The sequence below is a fragment of the Nocardioides marinquilinus genome (genome assembly GCF_039543705.1).
Lineage (GTDB): Bacteria > Actinomycetota > Actinomycetes > Propionibacteriales > Nocardioidaceae > Nocardioides > Nocardioides marinquilinus.
This window is the reverse complement of the sequence record NZ_BAABKG010000001.1, coordinates 218,313-237,426: the sequence shown is the minus strand read 5'-3', so window position 1 is coordinate 237,426 and position 19,114 is coordinate 218,313. Positions and strand designations below refer to the sequence as shown.

Genomic DNA, 19,114 nt, shown 5'->3' with positions numbered 1-19,114 from the left:
TCGGGGGCGGTCAGGGTCGTCGGCGGCGGTCGACGTGGTGGATGCGGCCGGTCGGGCTGGTCCACTCGTAGAGGCCGGGCTCGAGCATCCGGTAGCGCCAGCGGCTGTGGGTCTTCGCGCGGTGGTGCCGGCGGCAGAGCGGTGCGAGGTTGGACGTCGAGGTCGGTCCGCCGGCCTCGTGCGGGTGGATGTGGTCGAGGTCGACCCGTCGTCGGGTGCAGCGGGGGAAGACGCAGTGCCGGTCGCGGAGCATCACGTGCCCGGCGACGGCGGGGCTGGGGCGGTAGTCGTCGCTGGACTTCTCGATGTTCAGGTCGACGACGGGTCGCACGGTGACCCTCGTCCCTGCGTCGGCGCACCACTGCTTGATCTGCTCGACCAGGACCGGGGTCTGGGTGTTGTCGAGGACGGCGACGTCGCCGCCGTCGAGATGCGCGTAGAGCGTCACGCCGCGACCGGAATCTGTGTCCAGGTCGAGCGCGAGCTGGGCACGGGCCATCTCTCCCAGCGCCTGGGAGCGGCGGACGTCGAGGGTCTCGGTCGAGCCGAGGTCGGCGAGCTGCTGGGCGCCGGCCTTAAGGGCGGCTTCGAGGTCGATCGCGTCGGCGGCGTCGAGGGTGGCGGCGATCTCGACGGTGCCGTTGATCGGGACGTCGGGCCCGTTGAGTCGGATGTCGACGCCGCGTCGTTCGGCGGCCTCGACCCGGCGTCGTTCGGCTTCGGCGGGGTCGAACCGGGCGATGGCGGCGGTGGTGGTCCGTTCGATCTGGGCCAGCGAGAGGTCGTGGGCGAACGGGGCGAGGGCCTGGTCGACGAACGCGGCGCCGACCTTGCTGAGGATCACGGTGTGCTCGGCGACCCGGAACGCCCGCCACACCGGCACCTCGCCGGCGTCCACGCGGGTGAACAACCGGGGGAGGCGGTGGCGCAGCTCGAGGGCGTGGCCGAGGTAGCGCAGCCCGGAGTCGGTCGAGACGCCCATGACCGCCGCAAGGTCGAGGGCCGCCCACTCGTGGACGACCGGGGCACCGGGGCCGGCGACCTCGAGCCCGGGCTCAGCCAGGGCGTCGGAGATGTAGTCGGCGTCGGTGGTGGTGTGCGCGGCCGCCCACGCGAGCACGGCGCGGAGCTTGGCGACATCGATCCGGGCTTGCTCGGCCACCACGGACTCGACCGCGTCGAGCAGCGGGTCGCTGCTCACGCGCGGGGTCTGGGTGGTGATCGGCATGCGCCGATTCTATCGTCGACCACTGACAACCGCTGGTGTGTTCGATGACCTGTGGAGAACTCCAGAAGGCCTTCGACAAGCTCAGGGTCCGTGGGGTTGGGCCTACCTCGGGCGGGTCGCCCGCCCTTCTCACCTCAGGCGGGCCCGCAGCGTCGGCAGGCCGTCGCCGGAGAGGTCACCCAGCGCATCGGGGCGCCCCGCGACCGCCATCAGCAGGGCCTCCGCCGGCCCGTCCACGCGGGGTCCGCTCCCGTGCGACCAGTCGACGTCCGTGGCCGCCAGGTGGAGCCGGCGGGCGTTCCGCCGGCCCGGCAGCGTCGGCGCCTTGAGCGCGAAGTCGAGCACCGAGACGAGCTGGGCCTCGGGGATCTCCCGGGGGATCGAGAGCGCTCGGCGGATGTCCTGCTGGTGGATGGTGCCGTCCGTCAGCGCGATGCCGCCGCCGAAGCCGGCGGTGAGCCCGCGTGGTCGACGACAGCGGACGACCATCGCGACGACGCCCGCGGTGTCCAGGTCGGCGTACCGCTCGAGCACGTACCGGTTGACCGAGTCGACCCGCACCCCGCCCCTCACGAACGCCTTCGCGGTGCCGGCCGCGCCGAGCTCGTCGTACCCGACCACGTGCACCGCGACGTCACGCACCGACCAGTCGCGACACAGCGAGGGGGCTCGCCACTGCTCCTGCGTGAGGCCCTCCAGGAGCGCGGCGAGCGACGAACGCTCGCGCTCGGCGAGCTGCATCAGGTCGGGCTCGGCCACGTCAGGTCTCCGTCCAGCCGCCGCGGGTCCGGCGAAGTCTAGGCACGCCTCACGACGTCGGCGGGTCTCACTCCATCGTGAGCACGACGCGGAAGCGGGCGTCGCCGCTCATCATCCGCGCGTAGCCCTCGGCGGCCCTCTCGAGCGGGTAGGTCTCCACCGTCGGCCTCACGTCGTGCAGGACGCTGAAGCGCATGGTGTCCTCGGAGTCCTTCGACGTCCCGGACGCGTGCCCGACGACGCCCGTGCTGCCGGGGATGAGCGCGAAGGGCGGGATCTGCATCGGGTCGGCCGAGGCCCCCACGACCACCATCCGGCCCCGGGGGCGCAGGCCTCCGACCACCGCGCTCATCGCGTCGGGCGCGGTGACGGTCGCGAGGATCGTGGCGGCTCCGCCCAGGCCCTGCAGCGCCTCCGCGGGGTCGGTGGCGGTGGAGTCGACGTAGTGGTGCGCGCCGAGCGCCCGCGCCTGCTCCTCCTTGCCGGTGCCGCGCGCGATCGCGACGACCTCGAAGCCCATGCGGCGGGCGAACTGCACGCCGAGGTGACCGAGCCCACCGATGCCCAGCACGGCGACCAGGTCGCCCGGTCGGGCCCCGCTGTCGCGCAGCGCGTTGAACGTGGTGATGCCCGCGCACAGCAGCGGGGCGGCGTCGACCGCGCCGAGGTCGTCGGGGATCGAGGCCAGCGCGGACTGCGGGACGACGACGTGGTCGGCGTACCCGCCGTCGAAGGCGATGCCGGGGACCTGGCCGTTGGCGCAGCTGATCAGGTCGCCGCGGCGGCACGGGTCGCAGTGACCGCAGTGCCCGCCGAACCAGCCGACCCCCACGCGCTGCCCCGGCTGCCACGGCACGACGTCCTCGCCGACGGCCTCGATCCGCCCGGCGATCTCGTGGCCCGGGACCCGGGGGTACTCGATGCCCGGCATCCATCCCTCGACGGTGAAGGCGTCGGAGTGGCACACCCCGCACGCCTCCACGCGGACCAGCACCTCGCCGCGGCCCGGCGAGCGCAGCTCGCGCTCGGCCAGCTCGAGGCGGTCGCCGGCACCCGTCACCTGCATCACTCGTGTCGTCGTCATGCTCACAGCACAGCAGCCCGGGCCGGCACACGGGAGGGGACGGTCGAACCCTGGGTCCAGCAGACCCACGCACGCGCCGGGACCGTCGTCCCGACCTGCTCCATCATGGGACCCATGGCCGCGAAGGAGGAGCTGCGCGAGTTCCTGCGCTCACGTCGCGCCCGGGTGGCTCCCGAGGACGTCGGTCTCGACGTCGACCTCGGACGGCGGCGCGTGCCCGGCCTGCGCCGGGAGGAGCTCGCCCGGCTCGCAGGCGTCAGCGTCGACTACTACACCCGCCTCGAGCAGGGCCGCGACCTCAACGTCTCCGAGGAGGTGCTCGGCGCCGTCGCCGACGTGCTCGGGCTGCGGGCCGACGAGCGGGCGCACCTCTTCGACCTCGCCCAGCCGAAACACAAGCGCCGCCGGGCGCCGACGCCGGCACCGCAGCGGGTGCGGCCGGGCGTGCGGGTGCTGGTCGACAGCCTGGCGACCCCCGCCTTCGTCGTCGGCCGGCGTCTCGACGTCCTGGCCACCAACGCGATGGCCCGGGCCCTGATCTGCGACTTCGACGCGCTGCCCCCGCGGGACCGCAACCACGCGCGGTGGGTCTTCCTCGACCCGATCGCGCGCGAGCGCTACCTCGACTGGGACCTCGTCGCGCGCGAGAACGTCGCCTCCCTGCGCATGCAGGCCGGCCGCTGGCCCGACGACCCCGACCTCGCCTCGTTGATCGGCGAGCTCAGCATGAAGAGCCCCGAGTTCGCCGGCTGGTGGGCCGACCACGAGGTGCTGCGCCAGAGCCACGGCACCAAGCGCTACCACCACCCCGTCGTCGGCGACCTGACCGTCGCCTACGAGGCGCTGGCCGTGCCCGACGCCGCCGACCAGGTGCTCTTCGTCTACACCGTCGAGCCGGGCAGCCCCTCCGAGGAGGCCCTGCGGCTGCTGGCGAGCTGGTCGCTCACCGGGGACGGGGCGACCTCGGACCGAGCGGGCCGGGCCGACGCGCCACCGCAGGGGCGGTGAGGACGCCGGGTCACGCGGGGTGCGGGCGCTGCCCTGGGCTCAGCGGACGTCGTCGATGGCGGCGAGGTCGGCGAAGTAGCGGCGGTTCACGTGCAGGAGGTGCTCGCCGAGCTGGACGCGGTGCCACAGGCCGCTGGCCGGGCCGAGGCGCAGGTCGCGCGGCAGCACGGCGAGCAGCTCGCGGGCCTTGGTCTGGGAGAGGCCGCCGGAGTCGAAGACCAGGATGCGTCGGTCGGTGGCGACGACGGTGCGGTAGCGGTCGCCCATCCTGAACGGCACGCGGGTCTGGCCGGCGAAGGCGCCGTGCACCTGCTCGCCCGGCTCGAGGTGCGGCGCCGCTGCCTCGGCGATGCGTGCTAATGCCCTGCCCATGCTCGCGAGCCTAGGCTCGGGTGGGGCCGGAGGTGCCGGCGGCGGGAGGTCACGATGAGGACAGCACGGCTGGGCGAGCTCGAGGTCTCGGCGCTGGGGCTGGGCTGCATGCCCATGTCGTTCGCGTACGGCGACCCGGGCGAGCGCGACGAGGGCGAGGCGGTCCGGGCGATCAACCACGCGCTCGACCTCGGCGTCACCTTCCTCGACACCGCCGAGATCTACGGGCCCTTCACCAACGAGGAGCTCGTCGGCCGGGCCATCGCCAGCCGCCGCGACGAGGTCGTGCTGGCCACCAAGTTCGGCCTGTGGCGCCACGACGAGAACGAGCGCGGGCCCGACAGCTCGCCGCGCAACATGCGGCGCGCCCTCGAGGGCTCGCTGCGCCGGCTCGGGGTCGACCACATCGACCTCTACTACCAGCACCGGCCCGACGAGTCGGTGCCGATCGAGGAGACGATGGGGGCGCTGGCCGAGTTCGTGCAGGCCGGCACGGTCCGCTACGTGGGTCTCTCGGAGGCCTCACCGGCGCAGATCCGCGCCGCGCACGCCGTCCACCCGGTGACCGCGCTGCAGAGCGAGTGGTCGCTGTGGACGCGCGACCCCGAGCCCGAGGTGCTGCCCACCGTGCGTGAGCTCGGCATCGGGTTCGTGCCGTTCTCGCCGCTCGGCCGCGGGTTCCTCACCGGCACCATCACCAGCGCCGCCGACATCCGCGAGGACGACTTCCGCCACGGCACCCCGCGCTTCAGCGGCGAGAACCTCGAGGCCAACCTCCGCATCGTGGCGCAGGTGCGCGACGTCGCCGGCGAGGTCGGCGCCACCCCGGCGCAGGTCGCGCTGGCCTGGCTGCTGGCGCAGGGGGACGACGTGGCGCCGATCCCCGGCACGAAGCGGCTGCAGCGGGTCGAGGAGAACGCGGCCTCGGCCGACCTCGTGCTCTCCCACGACCAGCTCGAGCGGCTCTCGGCCATCGGGCCCCCGGCCGGCGAGCGCTACTCGCCCGAGCAGATCGCCTCCAACCGCAGCCGCCCGCGCAGCTAGACCGGCTAGACCGGCGCGGGGTGCTCGCGCCGGTAGCGGGCGCGGATGCCCTTGACCGTGCGCAGGTGCTCCTCGACCAGGCGGTTGACCGCCTCGGACGCGCGCTCGCCGAACGCGGCGGCGTCGAGCAGGCCGCGCGTGCCCGGCTGCACCGTGAAGACCCAGTTGGTCATGTTGCTCGCGAAGGCGGTGACCGCGCCGTCGCTCGAGACGCCCTCGGCCGACGACGCGTCGACGAGGGCCTGCAGCTCGGCGAGCTCGCGCTCCTCGCGCGACCCGGTGATCGGCGTGCGGCGCTCCCCGAGCGCCTCGGCCCGGATCTCGTCGTAGCCCCGCTTGCGCGCCGCGAAGCCGAGACGCATCACCTGCTGCAGGGCGTGCGCGAGCTCGCCCTCCGACATCACGTCGTAATGGCGCGACGAGACCGAGATGCGCGCGGTGTAGCCCCCGACCACCTCGATCGTGGCGGCGCCGTCGGGCGTGGTGGCGCTGACGCGCATCGCGGCCACCCGCTCGCGCAGCGACGGCATCAGCGTTGCCCGCCGATGACCTCGGGACTGCGCGCGGTGCCCGGGTCGGCGTCGACGAGGTCCCACGCCCCCGGCTTGCCGACGAACTCGGGCTCGCGGTTGGCGGTGAGGTAGGTGCGGCTCTCGTTCAGCGCCTTGATCACCTTCTCCTCCTCGGCGGCGATGTCGGTCTTGATCTTCGTGATGCCGTCGCGGGCCTCCTGGACGATCTTCTCGGGCGTGTTGCCCGACATGTCCTGGCCGAGGGCGGCGGAGAAGACGCCCGTGGTGGCGCCGAGCAGCGCGAGGCCGCCGCCGCCGATCGAGCTGACGACCGTGCCGACGATCGCGATTACCGCGGCCCACTCGACGTTGCCGGGCTTGCCGTCGAGGTAGTCCTCGAGGGCGGCCTTGGTCTTGTCGCCGACGTCCTGCACGCTCTTGCGCGCGTTGTACCAGATCTCCTGCTCGCAGCGCAGGGCTCCGCGCAGCGTCACGGCCACCAGGAACTGGTTCTGGGTGTAGGTGGTCGAGTGGGCCAGGAACTGCTCGTGAAAGGCCACCGCGGCGTCGCCCTGCCAGTCGTCGACGTAGCCGTCGACGATGCCGAAGTGGTCGAGCGCCGGGTTGGCGTAGTCGGGCACCTCCTCGCCCACGTCGCCGTTGGGCGCCTCGCCCCGGGAGAGCTTCTTGACGAGCGCGTCGGCACCGTCGAGCAGTCCGTCGAAGTAGCCGAAGTCGGGACAGTCGTCGAAGTCGCCGAACAGCGACTCGAGGTCGGCGTAGCGACCGGCGAAGTCGGACGGGCTGGCGGAGTTGCCGCCCTCGGAGGCGTCGGCGCTGTTGGCGTCGTCGGAGTCGCAGTAGGCGGCGAGCTCGGCGAGCTCGGCGCCCAGGCTGGCGAAGGTCATCTCGTCGCTCCCCTCAGGACCCGTCGGGCGTGCCGTCGAGCTTGGCGACCGTCCGGTCGAACTCCGCCCGGGCGTTCTCGTCCATGTGCGCGTAGGCCCGGGCGCAGTCGACGACCGCGCGACCCATGGCCCGCAGGTTGCGGCTCTCCTCCGAGAGGACGTCGTGCAGCTCGTGGGTCAGCGAGGCGTAGGCGCTCCACGGGCCGAGCCCGCCGCCGGCGCCGATGCCGTCGGGACGCTGGAAGGGGAAGGGACTGGCCCGCATGTCCCAGGTGTCGACCCGGGCCGCCTCGAAGTGGTCGGCGAGGTAGGGCAGGTCCTCGTACCCCATGCGGTAGAGGTCGGCCAGGTTGGCGGCGAGGGTCATCGATGCTCCGAGGGTCGGTCGTGACTGACCTCGCCCACCTACCCGGCCCGGTGGCCCGCTAAGCCACCCCGCCGCGCCCCGGACCGTCAGGCGGCCTGGGCCGCCTCGGCCTTGGCGGCGCGCAGCCGGCGCGCCTGCTGCTCGAGACGGGCCTGGGCGGCGCGGCGCACCTTGCGGCCGCCGGTGCTCATCTTGTAGAGCAGCGAGACCTGCTGCGGCGCGTTCTTCCACGTGGTCGTCTCGAGCCAGCCGTTGGGCAGCGAGAGGCGGCACACGCGGTGCCAGGCGCTCGCGACCTGCTGCGGCAGCGGGGCGGTGTGGTAGTTCAACTCGTACTTGTCGAACAGCGCCCGCACCTTCGGCGCGACCTCGGCGTAGCGGCTGCTCGGCAGGTCGGGGAAGAGGTGGTGCTCGATCTGGTGGCTGAGGTTGCCGGTCATCAGGTGCATGGCCTTGGAGCCGGAGATGTTGGCCGAGCCGAGCATCTGGCGCAGGTACCACTCGCCGCGGGTCTCGTTGTCGGGGATCGACTTCTTCTCGAAGGTCTCGACGCCCTCGGGGAAGTGGCCGCACATGATGACCGAGTGCGACCACAGGTTGCGCACCACGTTGGCCACCACGTTCGCGGTGAGCGTGGGCAACGCGCCGCCGAACGGCGCCGCGAGCAGCGGGTGCACGGCGTAGTCCTTGGTGGCCTGTCGACGGATCTTGTGCAGGGTGGCCTTCAGGCGCCGGGAGAAGTCGGGGCTGCGCTTGTCCTTCGGCAGCTTCAGGTTGCGGCCGAGGTCGAGGTCGTAGGCGGCGATGCCGTACTCGAAGACGCAGGCGTTGACGAAGTTCCACAGCGGCTGCACCAGCATGAACGGGTGCCAGCGCTGGTCCTCGTCGACGCGCATGATGCCGTAGCCGAGGTCGTTGTCCTTGCCGACGATGTTCGTGTACGTGTGGTGGATCTCGTTGTGGGAGTGCTTCCAGCCCTCGGCGGTCGAGGCGTTGTCCCACTCCCAGGTCGTGGAGTGGATCTTCGGGTCGCGCATCCAGTCCCACTGGCCGTGCATGACGTTGTGGCCGATCTCCATGTTCTCGAGGATCTTGGCCACCGACAGGCCCACCGTGCCGACGACCCACGCCGGCGGGAAGGCGCTGCCGAGCAGGACGGCGCGCGAGCCCAGCTCGAGCTTGCGCTGCACGTCGACCACGCGGCGGATGTAGGCGGCGTCGCGCTCGCCTCGGTCGTCGAGGACGTCTTGGCGGATGGCGTCGAGCTCGATGCCGATCTGCTCGATGTCCTCGGGCGTGAGGTGCGCGGTGGGGTTGACGGGCTGCTTGGTGATGACGGTCATCGGGTGGCTCCGATCTCGAGGGAACATGGGCCGGCGGCGGCGTTGATGCAGGTCTGGACGGGGACGCCCTCGGGTCCGGTCTCGCCGGGGACGGCGACGGTGACGGCGCCGTTGCGCAGGTCGCGCACGGCTCCGGAGCGCAGCGGGACGACGCAGCCGAAGCACACGCCCATGCGGCAACCGCTGGGCATGAGGACGCCGGCGCTCTCGCCGGCGTCGAGCAGCGGGGTGGCGCCGTCGGCCTCGACGGTGACGCCCTCGCCGTCGGCCGAGCCGAAGGTGACGGTGCCGCCCTCCCCGGTCTCGCCGAGGACGACGGGGCGGAAGCGCTCGGTGTGCAGCGTCAGGCCGCGGGACTCGTGGTGCGCCTCGAGGGCGTCGAGGAGGCCGGCCGGGCCGCAGCCGTAGGCGAGCCGCTCGTCGAGGTCGGGCACCAGCGCGGCGAGGCCGTGCTCGGGGTGCTCGACGTCGAGCAGGCCGTCGCGGTCGTCGAAGCGCTCGACCAGCCGCAGCCGGCCGGCCGCGGCGTGACGGCGCAGCTCGTCGCGGAAGATCGCGGACGAGGCGCTGGCGTTGACGTGCAGCAGCACGATGTCGACGTCGGCGGGGTTGCGGCGCGAGAACAGGTTGCGCAGCATGCCGATCACCGGCGTGATGCCCGAGCCGCCGGTGACGAGCAGCAGCCGCGACGGCAGCGGGTCGGGCAGCACGAAGTCGCCCTCGGGCTGCGCCAGCTGGATCATCTGGCCCGGCTTGGCCCGGTGCACGAGGTGGTTGCTAACCACGCCGTCCGGGATCGCCTTGACGGTGATCGAGATGTGCCGGTCGGGTCGCGTGCCGTGGGTCAGCGAGTAGGTGCGCCACAGGCGGACGCCGTCGACGTCGACCCCGACGCGCACGTACTGGCCGGGCACGTGCCCCGACCAGTCGCGGCCGGGCTTGAGCACGAGCGTGGCGGCCTCGGCGGTCTCGGGGCGCACCTCGACGATGCGGGCGCGCAGGTCGGCGCCGCGGCGCAGCGGGTGGAACACGTCGAGCACGTCGTCGAGGTCCAGCGGCGTCACGGCGGCCTCGGCGACGCCGCGCAGGCGCTGGCGCAGGGTGCGGGCCGGGCCGCGGCCGGTGGCCCCGTCGCGGGGCAGGGCAGCGGACGTCATGCTTCGAGTGTCCCGACCTTTGCCGATAGAATCTCGTACTCCGCACGTGAACCAGCGGCCGACTCTTGTTCGCCACGCACAAATCCGGAGGGCCCGTGGCCCGCAGCACCGAACCGATCCTGGCCCTGCCGCCGCACGTGGCCGACGCCATCCGCCAGAGCCTGCCCACGGTGGCCGAGCACGTCGTCACCGCGATCATCGACGAGGTGCCCGGCTACACCGACGCCTTCACCGGCCCGATGGGCGAGACCATCCGCAACGCCGTCCAGCTGGCGCTCGGCGGGTTTCTGACGCTCGCGGGCGGCCGCCGCGGCACCGACCTGCGCGCGGCCACGTCGTCGACCGCACCGGCCGCCGAGGGCGCCTACCAGCTCGGCCGCGGCGAGGCGCGCAGCGGCCGCACCACCGACGCCATCCTCTCCGCCTACCGCATCGGGGCCCGCGAGGCGTGGGCGCAGATGGCGGGCGACGCCGTCGGCGCCGGGCTCGACGCCCGCACGCTCGCCTCGTTCGCGGGTCTGGTCTTCGCCTACATCGACACGCTCTCGGCCGCCAGCGTGGCCGGCCACACCGACGAGCTGGCCACCACCGGACGCGTGCGGCAGCGCCAGCTGGAGCGGCTGGCCCAGCAGCTGCTCGACGGCGAGGCCGAGGCCGGCCTGCTCGAGACCGCCGAGCGGGCCGACTGGACGCCACCGACCACGCTGACCGCCGTCGTCCTGCCCGAGGCGCGGCTGCGCGGCACCGCGGCCGCGCTCAACCCGGCCACGCTGCACGCCCTCGAGCCGCCCGGGCTGGACGGCGCCGTCCTGCTGCTCGTGCCCGACGCGCACGGTCGCGGCCGGTCGGCGCTGCTGCGCACCCTCGAGGGGCGCGACGCCGTCGTGGGGCCGGCCAAGCCGTGGACGCAGGTGCGGGCCTCCTACGACCGGGCGATGCGCGCCCGCGCGCTCGGGCTGCTCGGCGACACCGAGGTGCACCTGCCGGCGCTGGTGCTCACCGCCGACCCCGACGCGCTGGCCGACCTGCGCGCCCGCGCGCTCGCGCCGCTGGCCGACCTGCGTCCGGCCACGGCCGAGAAGCTCGCCGAGACGCTGCGGGCCTGGCTGCTGCACCAGGGTCGCCGCGACGAGGTCGCCGCCGCGCTGTTCGTGCACCCGCAGACGGTGCGCTACCGCATGGGCCAGGTGCGCGAGGCGTTCGGCGACCGGCTCGACGACCCCGAGACGGTGCTGGCGCTCACCGTGGCGCTCGGCCTCGGGCTCGACGCCGCCCCGTAGGTTCGCAGGGTGCGCTCCCCCCTCGCCCTCGGCCTGGTCGGCCTCCTGCTCGTGACCGTCGTCGGCTGTGCGGACGGCTCCGACGGCACCGACGGCTCCGACGGCCCGCCCCAGTCGCCGACGACGCCGACGACGCCGACGACGCCCGCGAGCCCGACGTCGGCCGCCGAGGCGCCGTCGGACGACGCCCCGGCGAACGGCTCGACCGAGTACGTCGCGCTCGGCGACTCCTACGCGGCCGCGCCCGGGGTGCCGCCGTCCGACCCCGTCGGCGGCTGCTTCCGCTCCGGCGGCAACTACGCCTCGCTGCTCGCGACCGATCTCGACCTGCAGCTGAGCGACCAGACCTGCAGCGGCGCCACGACAGGTGACGTCATCGAGCGCCAGGTGCCGGCGATCGGCCCCGGCACGCGCCTGGTGACGCTCGGGGTCGGCGGCAACGACGCCGACCTGTTCGTGCAGCTGGTCACCTCGTGCGTCGGCGCGGCGGTCGCGTGCTCCGAGGTGGCGGGCGAGCGCGTCGCCGAGGTGCTGCCGACGATCGAGCGCAACGTCGGCGACGTCCTGGACGCCGTGCAGCAGGCCGCGCCCGACGCGCAGGTCGTCGTCGTCGGCTACCCCGACCTGCTGCCGGAGCGGGGCGAGTGCCCCGACCGCATCCCGCTGGCCGCGCAGGACTTCGCCTTCGTCGACGGCGTGGTGCGCGACCTCTCGGGTGCGCTGCGGCGGCAGGCCGAGCGGCGCGACCTCGACTTCGTCGACGTCTACGCCGCCAGCCAGGGCCACGACATCTGCGCCGACGACCCGTGGGTCAACGGCGTGCAGACCTCGCCCGAGGGCGTCATCCCGCTGCACCCGCTGCCGGCCGAGCAGCGGGCGGTGGCCGACCTGATCGCGCCGCTGGTGCGCTGAGCCCGGAGGGCGGGCTAGACCGTTCCCCTCAGTTCTGCCACAAGTTGGGCAAAAGTGCTGCGGCACGCCGCCCGAAGGCCTCACAGTGCCGGTGACCACCGTCACACGTGAGAAGGGGCGTCCGGCGTGACCCTCAGCCTGACCGATCGAACCTCCGGCCCCGGCCGGCTCCGTCGCCTGCTCGGCGTCGGCCTCGCCGTCGCGCTCGGCGCGGGCATGGCCGCGGCCGTCACCGCGCCCACGCCGGCCTCGGCCGCCGAGCCGGGCACCGTCTACGAGGCGGAGAGCCAGCCCTTCAGCGGCAACTCGGTGCAGACCGAGCACAACGGCTTCACCGGCTCCGGCTACGTCGGCGGCTTCGGCGGCACGGGCTCGAGCCTGACCACCGCCGTCACCGCCGCGGACGCCGGCACCCACGACCTCTTCGTGCGCTACGCCAACGGCGGCAGCAGCAAGACGCTGACCCTCGAGGTCAACGGCGCGGCGCGCCAGATCACGCTGCCGGGCAGCGGGGCGTGGAACAGCTACGGCTTCGTGTGGGCCTCGGTCGACCTGCAGGCCGGCGCCAACTCGATCGTGCTGCGGCGCGCCGGCACCGACAGCGGCTCGGTCAACGTCGACAACCTGCGCGTGGCCCCGCGCGTCGGCACCCGCTACGAGGCCGAGGACGCCGCGCTCACCAGCGGCGCCCGCACGGCGTCCGACCACGCCGGCTACACCGGCACCAGCTTCGTCGGCGGGTTCGACAACGCCGGCGCCACCGTCACCTTCACCGTGAACGCCGCGGAGGCCGGCACGCACCCGGCCACGCTGCGCTACGGCGCCGGCCCCAACCCGTTCAACGGCGCCAAGCAGGTCACCCTCGAGGTCAACGGCCAGCCGCGCCCGATCGTCCTGCCGGGCTTCGGCTCCTGGAAGTTCTGGGGCGACTACGCCCTCGAGTTGCCGCTGAACGCCGGCGCCAACACGGTCGCCATCCGCTACCTGCCCGGCGACAACGGCAACGTCAACATCGACCACCTCGACGTCAAGGCCCCCGTGCCGCCCACGTGCACCGGCGAGGTCGACCCCGACGACGACTTCTCCGGCGCCGAGCTCGATCGCTGCCGCTGGACCACCGTGTTCAACGAGGAGCCCTCCGGCTACCGCCTCGCCGACGGCGACCTGCGCATCGACGCCCGCCCCGGCGACCTCAGTGGCGGCACCACCAGCGCCAAGAACGTCGTCCTGCAGCAGGCCCCGACCGGCGACTGGATGGCGGAGACCTCCGTGTCGATCGACGGCACCGACGACTACCTGCAGGCCGGTCTCGTCGTCATGGGCAACGCCGCCAACTTCGGCAAGGTCGCCGTCATCCGCACGCCCACCGCCGGCTGGAAGATCGAGCTCGGCCGCGTGACCGCGAACAACCTGCAGTTCAGCAACTCCCCCACCCTCGCCGACGGCGCGCAGACCGACGTCGCGCTGCGGATGTGGGTCACCGGCGGCGTGCTGCGCGGGTCGTACTCGCTCGACGACGGCGCCACCTGGAGCCTGGTCGGCAACGGCTACCCCGACACCGGCCTCGGCAGCCCGCAGATCGGCGTGGCCGCCTTCAACGGCACCGGCGCCGAGACCGCGTCGTTCGACGCCTTCACGGTCGGTGCGCCGGAGCGCGTCGCGTCCACCACGACGCTGACCGCCCCGAGCACCCGCACGGTCGGCCAGAGCGCCGGCGTGACGGTCGAGGTCGCCGTCCCCGGCTCCACGGCCACCGGCGACGTCACCCTCTTCGACGGCGACGACGTCGTGGGCACGATGGCGCTCACCGACGGCAAGGCCACCTTCGAGGCCGGCCCCTTCACCACCGCCGGCACCCGCACCCTGCGGGCGAGCTACGCCGGTGACACCGGCGCCGCGCCCAGCGAGGCCACCGGCACCGTCGAGGTCGTCCGCGCCGCCTCCCAGGTCACCGTCTCGCCGTCCCCCGCCGTCGTGCGGACCGGTCAGACCTCCACGGTCACCGTCACGGTCGCCGCCGGCGACCGCACCCCGACCGGCCTGGTCACCCTGAACGACGGCAACGGCCCGGTCGGCACCAGCGCGCTGACCGACGGGGTCGCGACCTTCGAGGTCGGCCCCTACGACACCACCGGCGTCCGCACCCTGACCGCGGGCTACGACGGCGACGACGCCGTCGCCGGCGGCACGGCCTCCGCCGACCTGACCGTGGCCGACGAGCCCGTCCCGTCGACGACCACCATCAGCACCGACCCGACGTCCGTCACGGTCGGCAAGCCCGCCACCGTCACCGTCTCCGTCGCCGCCGCGGGTGGCACGCCCACCGGCTCGGTCACCCTGCGGGACGGCGAGCAGGTCGTCGGCACCAGCGACCTCACCGACGGCAAGGCCACCTTCCAGGTCGGCCCCTACGCCACCGCCGGTGACCGGACGCTGACGGCCGAGTACGCCGGCAACGCCACCGTCGCGGCCAGCAGCGTCAACCGCACGCTCACCGTCGTCCGGGCTGCCAGCACGGTCAGCGTCTCGGCCGCGCCGAGCACCGTCGAGACGGGTCAGACCTCGACCGTCACGGTCACCGTCTCCGCCGACGGCCTCACCCCGAGCGGGTCGGTCGTGCTGCGCGACGGCGACACCGACCTCGGCTCCGCCCCGCTCGTCAACGGCGTCGCGACCTTCCAGGTCGGGCCCTACGCGAGCGCCGGCACCCGCACCCTCACCGCGCAGTACGCCGCCACCGACGCCGTCACCGCCGGCTCGGGTTCGGCCACGCTGACCGTGGTGCCCGCACCGGTGGCCTCGACGGTCACGATCAGCGGCCCCGGGAGCGTCGCGATCGGCGAGACCGCCCAGGTCACGGTCACCGTCACGGCACCCGGCACCACTCCCGGTGGCACGGTCACCCTGCGCGAGGACGGCAACGTCGTCGGCACCGCGCCGCTGAGCGGCGGGGTCGCCGCCTTCCAGGTCGGTCCCTACGCCACCGCGGGCGACCGGGCGCTCAGCGCCTCGTACGCCGGGAGCGGCACCGTCATGCCCGGCAGCGCGACCGCCACCCTCGCGGTCACCAAGCTGGCCCCGACCGTCACCGTGTCGGCCGACCCGTCGGGCATCGCGGTCGGTCAGACCGCGAGCGTCACGGTCATGGTCACGGCCCCCGGCACCACGCCGGATGGCATGTACGCCCTCACCGACGGCGTGGACGGCGACGTGAACGCCGTCGGCTCGCTGACCGGGGGGACGGCGACCGTCACCGTCGGCCCGTTCGACACGACCGGCACCCGCACGCTGACCCTCGACTACCTCGGCAGCGACACCGTCGCCGCGGGCAGCGCCACCACCACGCTCCAGGTCACGGCGGCCGCCTCCACGGTGACCGTCACCCCGGCGCCGGGCGGCGTCGAGGCCGGCTCGACCACCACCGTCGAGGTCGCGGTCGACGCCGAGGGCGTCACGCCCACCGGCGAGGTCGTCGTCACCGACGGCTCGGCCAAGCAGTGGAGCGGCACCCTCACCGACGGCACCGTCACCGTGACCGTCGGCCCCTGGGCCGCGGCCGGCCGCCGCACCCTGACGGCGTCCTACGCCGGTGACGGCGCGGTCGCCGCAGGCTCGGGCACGGCTGCGCTCGTCGTCCGGGCCAAGCCGACGCCGGTCGTCACCGTGGCGCCCAAGGTCGTGGACGCCGCCGCGAACCGTCGCACCGGCACGGTCAAGATGACCTGCAAGCCGGCCGGCGTGCGCTGCGTCGGCTCCGTCGAGCTGCGCGCCAACGGCGCCGCGCTCGGCACCGCCCGGTTCGCCGTCGACGGCGGCAGGACGGCCACCGTCAAGGTGAGCCTGAACGCCAAGGCCCGCACCCTGCTGGCCAAGAAGTCCCGCGTGCCCGCGAACCTCGCGGTCACGATGGCCGGCAAGCGCACCTCGGTGGCGGTGACCCTCACCCGCTGACCCACCGGGCGCGCGCCTGCCAGGGCCCCGGCGCCGTCCCCCGCCGAGCCCCACCACGCTGACCCGTCGCTTGTAAGCGACGGGTCAGCGTGCTTCGTGGACGATCTCGCCGCCGACGAGGGTGAGCGCGACGGTGGCGGAGCGGAGGGCGGCGGCGGCCTCGCGAGGCGAGTCGGCCGGCGCCAGCGGGTCGTGATCGAGCAGGGCGAGGTCGGCGAGGGAGCCGACGCCGACCGTGGGCCGCTCGTCGACCGAGGCGGCCAGCGCCTCGCGCGGGGTCAGCGCCTGCTCGGGGTGCCACGGCCCGCGGTCGTCGGCACTGCGGTGCACCGCGGCCGCCATCGCCAGCCACGGGTCGAGCGGCGAGACCGGGGCGTCCGACCCGAGCACCAGCCGGACGCCGGCCTCGAGCAGCCAGCGGAACGCGAAGCAGCGCTCGCCGCGACCCGGCCAGATCAGCTCGCTGAGGTCGCGGTCGTCGAGCAGGTGGCCGGGCTGCATGCTCGCGCGGACGCCGAGCGCCGCCATCCGGGCCACGTCGGCCCGGGCGACCAGCTGCACGTGCTCGATCGAGCCGCCGGCGCCCGTCGTCTCGTAGGCGTCGAGGGCGGCGGTCACGGCGGCGTCGCCGATGGCGTGGGTGGCGACCTGCAGCCCCGACATGTGGGCGCGGGCGAGCAGCGCGGCCAGCTCGTGGGCCGGCAGGTTGGCGGCGCCGGCAGGGTGCTCCTGGGCGTGGGCGTCGGCGTACGGCTCGCAGCACCAGGCGGTGCGGGTGTTGAGCGAGCCGTCGCTGATGATCTTCAGCGGCCCCATCGTGAGGCGGTCGTCGCCCGCGACGAGCGGCGCGCCGGTGCGCAGGCCGGCGGCGATCGCGGGCTCGAGGCCGTCGGCGTAGGTCGCCACCCGCACGCGCAGCAGGTCGCAGCCCGACCACCGCTCGACCCAGTCGGCCGGGCCGCCGGCGAACTCGAAGTCGACCAGCCCGACGACGCCCTGGGCGGCCGCCCGGGTGAGGGTCTCGCGGTAGGCGGCGGGCGTCGTCCCGTCGTCGCCGGTGAGCGTGGTGAGCAGGTCGTAGGCGGCGAACCACTCGTTCTCGCGGACGACGCCCTCGCGGGCTCCGAGGCCGAGGGCGGCCAGCGCGGCGCTGTTGAGCCAGCCGTGGTGCCCGTCGCCGGCCACCAGCACGACCGGCGTGACGCCCGAGACGGCGTCCAGCTCGGCGACGGTGACCTCGCGCGGCCACGTGCCCGGCCGGTGGCCCCAGCCGATGACCGGGCGGCCGGGCTCGGCACTCACGCGCTCCGCGACCAGCGCGGCGGCGTCCTCGGGCGAGCGGACGCCGATGGTGTCGAGGCGGCGGCTGGCCAGCGTCCACTGGCCGAGGTGGGTGTGCTGGTCCCACAGCCCCGGGATCAGCCACCGGCCCTCCCCCGCGACCTCCGGGACGCCGTCCGGACGCTCGAGGCGGGGGCCCAGCCCGGTCACCACGCCGTCGCGCACGAGGACGTCGACGGGCTCGCCGTCGTGGGGCGGCGGCGCGTCGTCGAGGGCCACGACGCGCACGTCGCGCAGCAGCAGGTCGCTCACGGCGGCAACCTATGCGACCCGCTCGGCGAGGCCGCGGGCGAGCCCGGCCACCGTGAGCAGGTCGAACCCGCCGCCCAGCACCTCGGCGACGCGGCGGTGCCGCACCGGGGCGAGCCGCAGGCGCAGGTGCAGCCGGCTGCCGCCCGGCGCCGGGGTGAGGTGGAGGCACCAGGTCAGGTCGGTGCGGCCGCGGGTGGAGGTGAACAGGATCAGCCGCTCGGACTCGATCGCGGCGACGGTGAAGGTGGCGTCGCGCCCGCCCCAGTCGGGGACGACGTCGCCCACCGTTAGCCGCTGCCACCGCGGCTCGAGGTGGCGCAGCGCCCGCCGGCCGCGCGGCACGAGCCGCTCCACCGACCGCGGCAGGTACCACCCGGCCCGCCGCTTGCCCAGCTGCACGAGCCACGGCCAGACGACGTCCGGCGCCGCCGGCAGGTCGAAGGCACGGTCCATGACGACGTCGGCGGGCGCGACCAGGTCGTCGCCCGGCAGCCTCGCTGCGATCTCGGACGGCGAGGGGGCCACGCGGAGAACCACGATCCGCATCGTCCCTGGGTATGGTCGCGCCGTGAAGTGGCGGGTGCTCCTGGTGGTGCTGCTCGCCCTCGTCGTGGGGGGCGTGATCGGCGTCGTCGCGGCCCGGAGCGACCGCACCGAGCCCGAGGCGCGGGTCTCGTTCTCCGACCCGCGGCAGCTGCCGGCGTCCGACCCATCGATCCCGGTCGAGACGTTCGCCCCCGATCCCTCCGACCCGCAGCTGCAGCTCAACATCCCGTTGACGCCGCCGGTGGTGCTGGCCGTGCCCGGTCCCGACGGCAAGCCGACCGGACGCCGCATCGTCGTCCCGCTGCCGAAGGGCTGGACCGGTCGGCAGATCGCCCTCCAGGGACCCAGCGCGCCTGCACGCTGGCAGTACACCGTCGAGGGCAACGACCCGAACTCCTACGTGCTGCGCATCGACATCTACCGGGGCCTGCCGCTGACCGTCGGCCGTGCCATCAGCGCCCGCATCTCGGCGCTCGACTCCAGCACGCTCCAGGGCAACCTGCAGGACTTCGAGGTCGAGGAGCAGGACGCCGAGGGGTTCGTCGCCACCTACGTCGACCGAGGCTTCCTGCGTGTGGCGGAGGAGAAGTTCTTCGCCGGTCCGGACGGCGTCACGGCCTACGCCACCGTCGCGATCAGCGGGCGCGAGCAGGACCGCCCCGGCATGGCCGACCTGCTCGCCCGCATCTCCGAGGGCATCCGCGTCGGCGACTGACCCGGCGACGTCCGTGCGGACGTCGCGTGCAGGGCCGGAGGTCTCGAGGCTCGTCGCCAGGACTCCTCGCACCTCGACCACCGTCAGGGTCGACCTCACGATGGTCGAGGTGCGAGGCCGTTCACGGCCGAGCCTCGAGACCGCGAGAGGTCAACGCCAACCCGACCCGACGGACCCTGAGCCTGTCGAAGGGCCACCCGCGCACCGGGAGCCCAAGCCCTTCGATCGAGCTCAGGGCCCGGGTGGCCGGGCTGGCCTCGGGAGGCCGCAGGTCTCGAGGCTCGTCGCCAGGGCTCCTCGCACCTCGACCACCGTCAGGGCCGGCCCCGGTGGGG

General features: G+C 74.2%; 17 protein-coding genes. 6 read left to right on the top strand and 11 right to left on the bottom strand.

Annotation, left to right across the window (positions count from 1 at the left end; all coding sequences use genetic code 11):
* Positions 1–10: 10 nt before the first annotated feature.
* The 3 genes from ABEA04_RS01140 to ABEA04_RS01130 all read right to left on the bottom strand — a co-directional run bounded on the left by ABEA04_RS01140 (position 11) and on the right by ABEA04_RS01130 (position 3,071).
* On the bottom strand, positions 11–1,228 hold the full coding sequence (locus tag ABEA04_RS01140; protein ID WP_345453533.1) for an HNH endonuclease signature motif containing protein: 1,218 nt from the start codon (positions 1,226–1,228) through the stop codon (positions 11–13).
* 129 nt (positions 1,229–1,357) lie between these two features.
* Positions 1,358–1,987, bottom strand: coding sequence for a maleylpyruvate isomerase family mycothiol-dependent enzyme (locus ABEA04_RS01135; RefSeq protein ID WP_345453530.1), 630 nt, complete (start codon positions 1,985–1,987; stop codon positions 1,358–1,360).
* Between the two features lie 67 nt (positions 1,988–2,054).
* Positions 2,055–3,071 carry an alcohol dehydrogenase gene (locus ABEA04_RS01130; protein ID WP_345453527.1) on the bottom strand — a complete coding sequence of 339 codons (1,017 nt, stop codon included), beginning with the start codon at positions 3,069–3,071 and terminating at the stop codon, positions 2,055–2,057.
* 114 nt (positions 3,072–3,185) lie between these two features.
* On the opposite strand from ABEA04_RS01130, the gene ABEA04_RS01125 reads away from it, so the two are divergent.
* The gene (locus tag ABEA04_RS01125) at positions 3,186–4,079 is read left to right on the top strand and encodes a helix-turn-helix domain-containing protein (protein WP_345453525.1); all 894 of its coding nucleotides are present in this window, start codon (positions 3,186–3,188) and stop codon (positions 4,077–4,079) included.
* Positions 4,080–4,118: 39 nt separating this feature from the next.
* Here the strand turns inward: ABEA04_RS01125 and ABEA04_RS01120 are convergent, their stop codons facing one another.
* On the bottom strand, positions 4,119–4,451 hold the full coding sequence (locus ABEA04_RS01120) for a hypothetical protein (RefSeq protein WP_345453523.1): 333 nt from the start codon (positions 4,449–4,451) through the stop codon (positions 4,119–4,121).
* A gap of 54 nt (positions 4,452–4,505) precedes the next feature.
* On the opposite strand from ABEA04_RS01120, the gene ABEA04_RS01115 reads away from it, so the two are divergent.
* Positions 4,506–5,495: an aldo/keto reductase gene (locus ABEA04_RS01115; RefSeq protein ID WP_345453520.1), complete on the top strand. Its 990-nt coding sequence runs from the start codon at positions 4,506–4,508 to the stop codon at positions 5,493–5,495.
* Positions 5,496–5,500: 5 nt separating this feature from the next.
* On the opposite strand, the gene ABEA04_RS01110 is transcribed toward ABEA04_RS01115, so the two are convergent.
* The 5 genes from ABEA04_RS01110 to ABEA04_RS01090 form a co-directional block, all read right to left on the bottom strand.
* Positions 5,501–6,025: a hypothetical protein gene (locus tag ABEA04_RS01110; RefSeq protein ID WP_345453517.1), complete on the bottom strand. Its 525-nt coding sequence runs from the start codon at positions 6,023–6,025 to the stop codon at positions 5,501–5,503.
* On the bottom strand, positions 6,025–6,915 hold the full coding sequence (locus tag ABEA04_RS01105) for a hypothetical protein (RefSeq protein ID WP_345453515.1): 891 nt from the start codon (positions 6,913–6,915) through the stop codon (positions 6,025–6,027). The genes ABEA04_RS01110 and ABEA04_RS01105 overlap by 1 nt, the downstream gene beginning before the upstream one ends.
* Positions 6,916–6,928: 13 nt before the next feature.
* The gene (locus tag ABEA04_RS01100) at positions 6,929–7,282 is read right to left on the bottom strand and encodes a hypothetical protein (protein WP_345453512.1); all 354 of its coding nucleotides are present in this window, start codon (positions 7,280–7,282) and stop codon (positions 6,929–6,931) included.
* A gap of 86 nt (positions 7,283–7,368) precedes the next feature.
* On the bottom strand, positions 7,369–8,625 hold the full coding sequence (locus ABEA04_RS01095) for a fatty acid desaturase family protein (RefSeq protein WP_345453510.1): 1,257 nt from the start codon (positions 8,623–8,625) through the stop codon (positions 7,369–7,371).
* Complete coding sequence (locus ABEA04_RS01090) at positions 8,622–9,782, bottom strand: ferredoxin reductase (protein ID WP_345453507.1); 1,161 nt, start codon at positions 9,780–9,782, stop codon at positions 8,622–8,624. Before ABEA04_RS01090 ends, ABEA04_RS01095 begins: the two co-directional genes overlap by 4 nt.
* A 95-nt stretch (positions 9,783–9,877) precedes the next feature.
* Between ABEA04_RS01090 and ABEA04_RS01085 the strand changes: the two genes are divergently transcribed.
* The 3 genes from ABEA04_RS01085 to ABEA04_RS01075 all read left to right on the top strand — a co-directional run bounded on the left by ABEA04_RS01085 (position 9,878) and on the right by ABEA04_RS01075 (position 15,925).
* Positions 9,878–11,062 carry a PucR family transcriptional regulator gene (locus ABEA04_RS01085; RefSeq protein WP_345453504.1) on the top strand — a complete coding sequence of 395 codons (1,185 nt, stop codon included), beginning with the start codon at positions 9,878–9,880 and terminating at the stop codon, positions 11,060–11,062.
* Between the two features lie 9 nt (positions 11,063–11,071).
* Positions 11,072–11,974: an SGNH/GDSL hydrolase family protein gene (locus tag ABEA04_RS01080; protein ID WP_345453501.1), complete on the top strand. Its 903-nt coding sequence runs from the start codon at positions 11,072–11,074 to the stop codon at positions 11,972–11,974.
* A 126-nt stretch (positions 11,975–12,100) separates the two neighbouring features.
* Positions 12,101–15,925, top strand: coding sequence for an Ig-like domain repeat protein (locus ABEA04_RS01075; RefSeq protein WP_345453498.1), 3,825 nt, complete (start codon positions 12,101–12,103; stop codon positions 15,923–15,925).
* A gap of 84 nt (positions 15,926–16,009) precedes the next feature.
* Here the strand turns inward: ABEA04_RS01075 and ABEA04_RS01070 are convergent, their stop codons facing one another.
* Complete coding sequence (locus tag ABEA04_RS01070; protein ID WP_345453495.1) at positions 16,010–17,518, bottom strand: amidohydrolase; 1,509 nt, start codon at positions 17,516–17,518, stop codon at positions 16,010–16,012.
* 9 nt (positions 17,519–17,527) lie between these two features.
* Positions 17,528–18,055 (bottom strand): hypothetical protein, encoded by a 528-nt coding sequence (locus tag ABEA04_RS01065; RefSeq protein WP_345453492.1) that lies wholly within the window; start codon positions 18,053–18,055, stop codon positions 17,528–17,530.
* Between the two features lie 31 nt (positions 18,056–18,086).
* Here ABEA04_RS01065 and ABEA04_RS01060 point away from each other — a divergent pair, with 31 nt between their 5' ends.
* Entirely contained in the window at positions 18,087–18,779 is a 693-nt protein-coding gene (locus ABEA04_RS01060; protein WP_345453489.1) for a hypothetical protein, read from the top strand.
* The last annotated feature ends 335 nt before the right edge of the window (positions 18,780–19,114 follow it).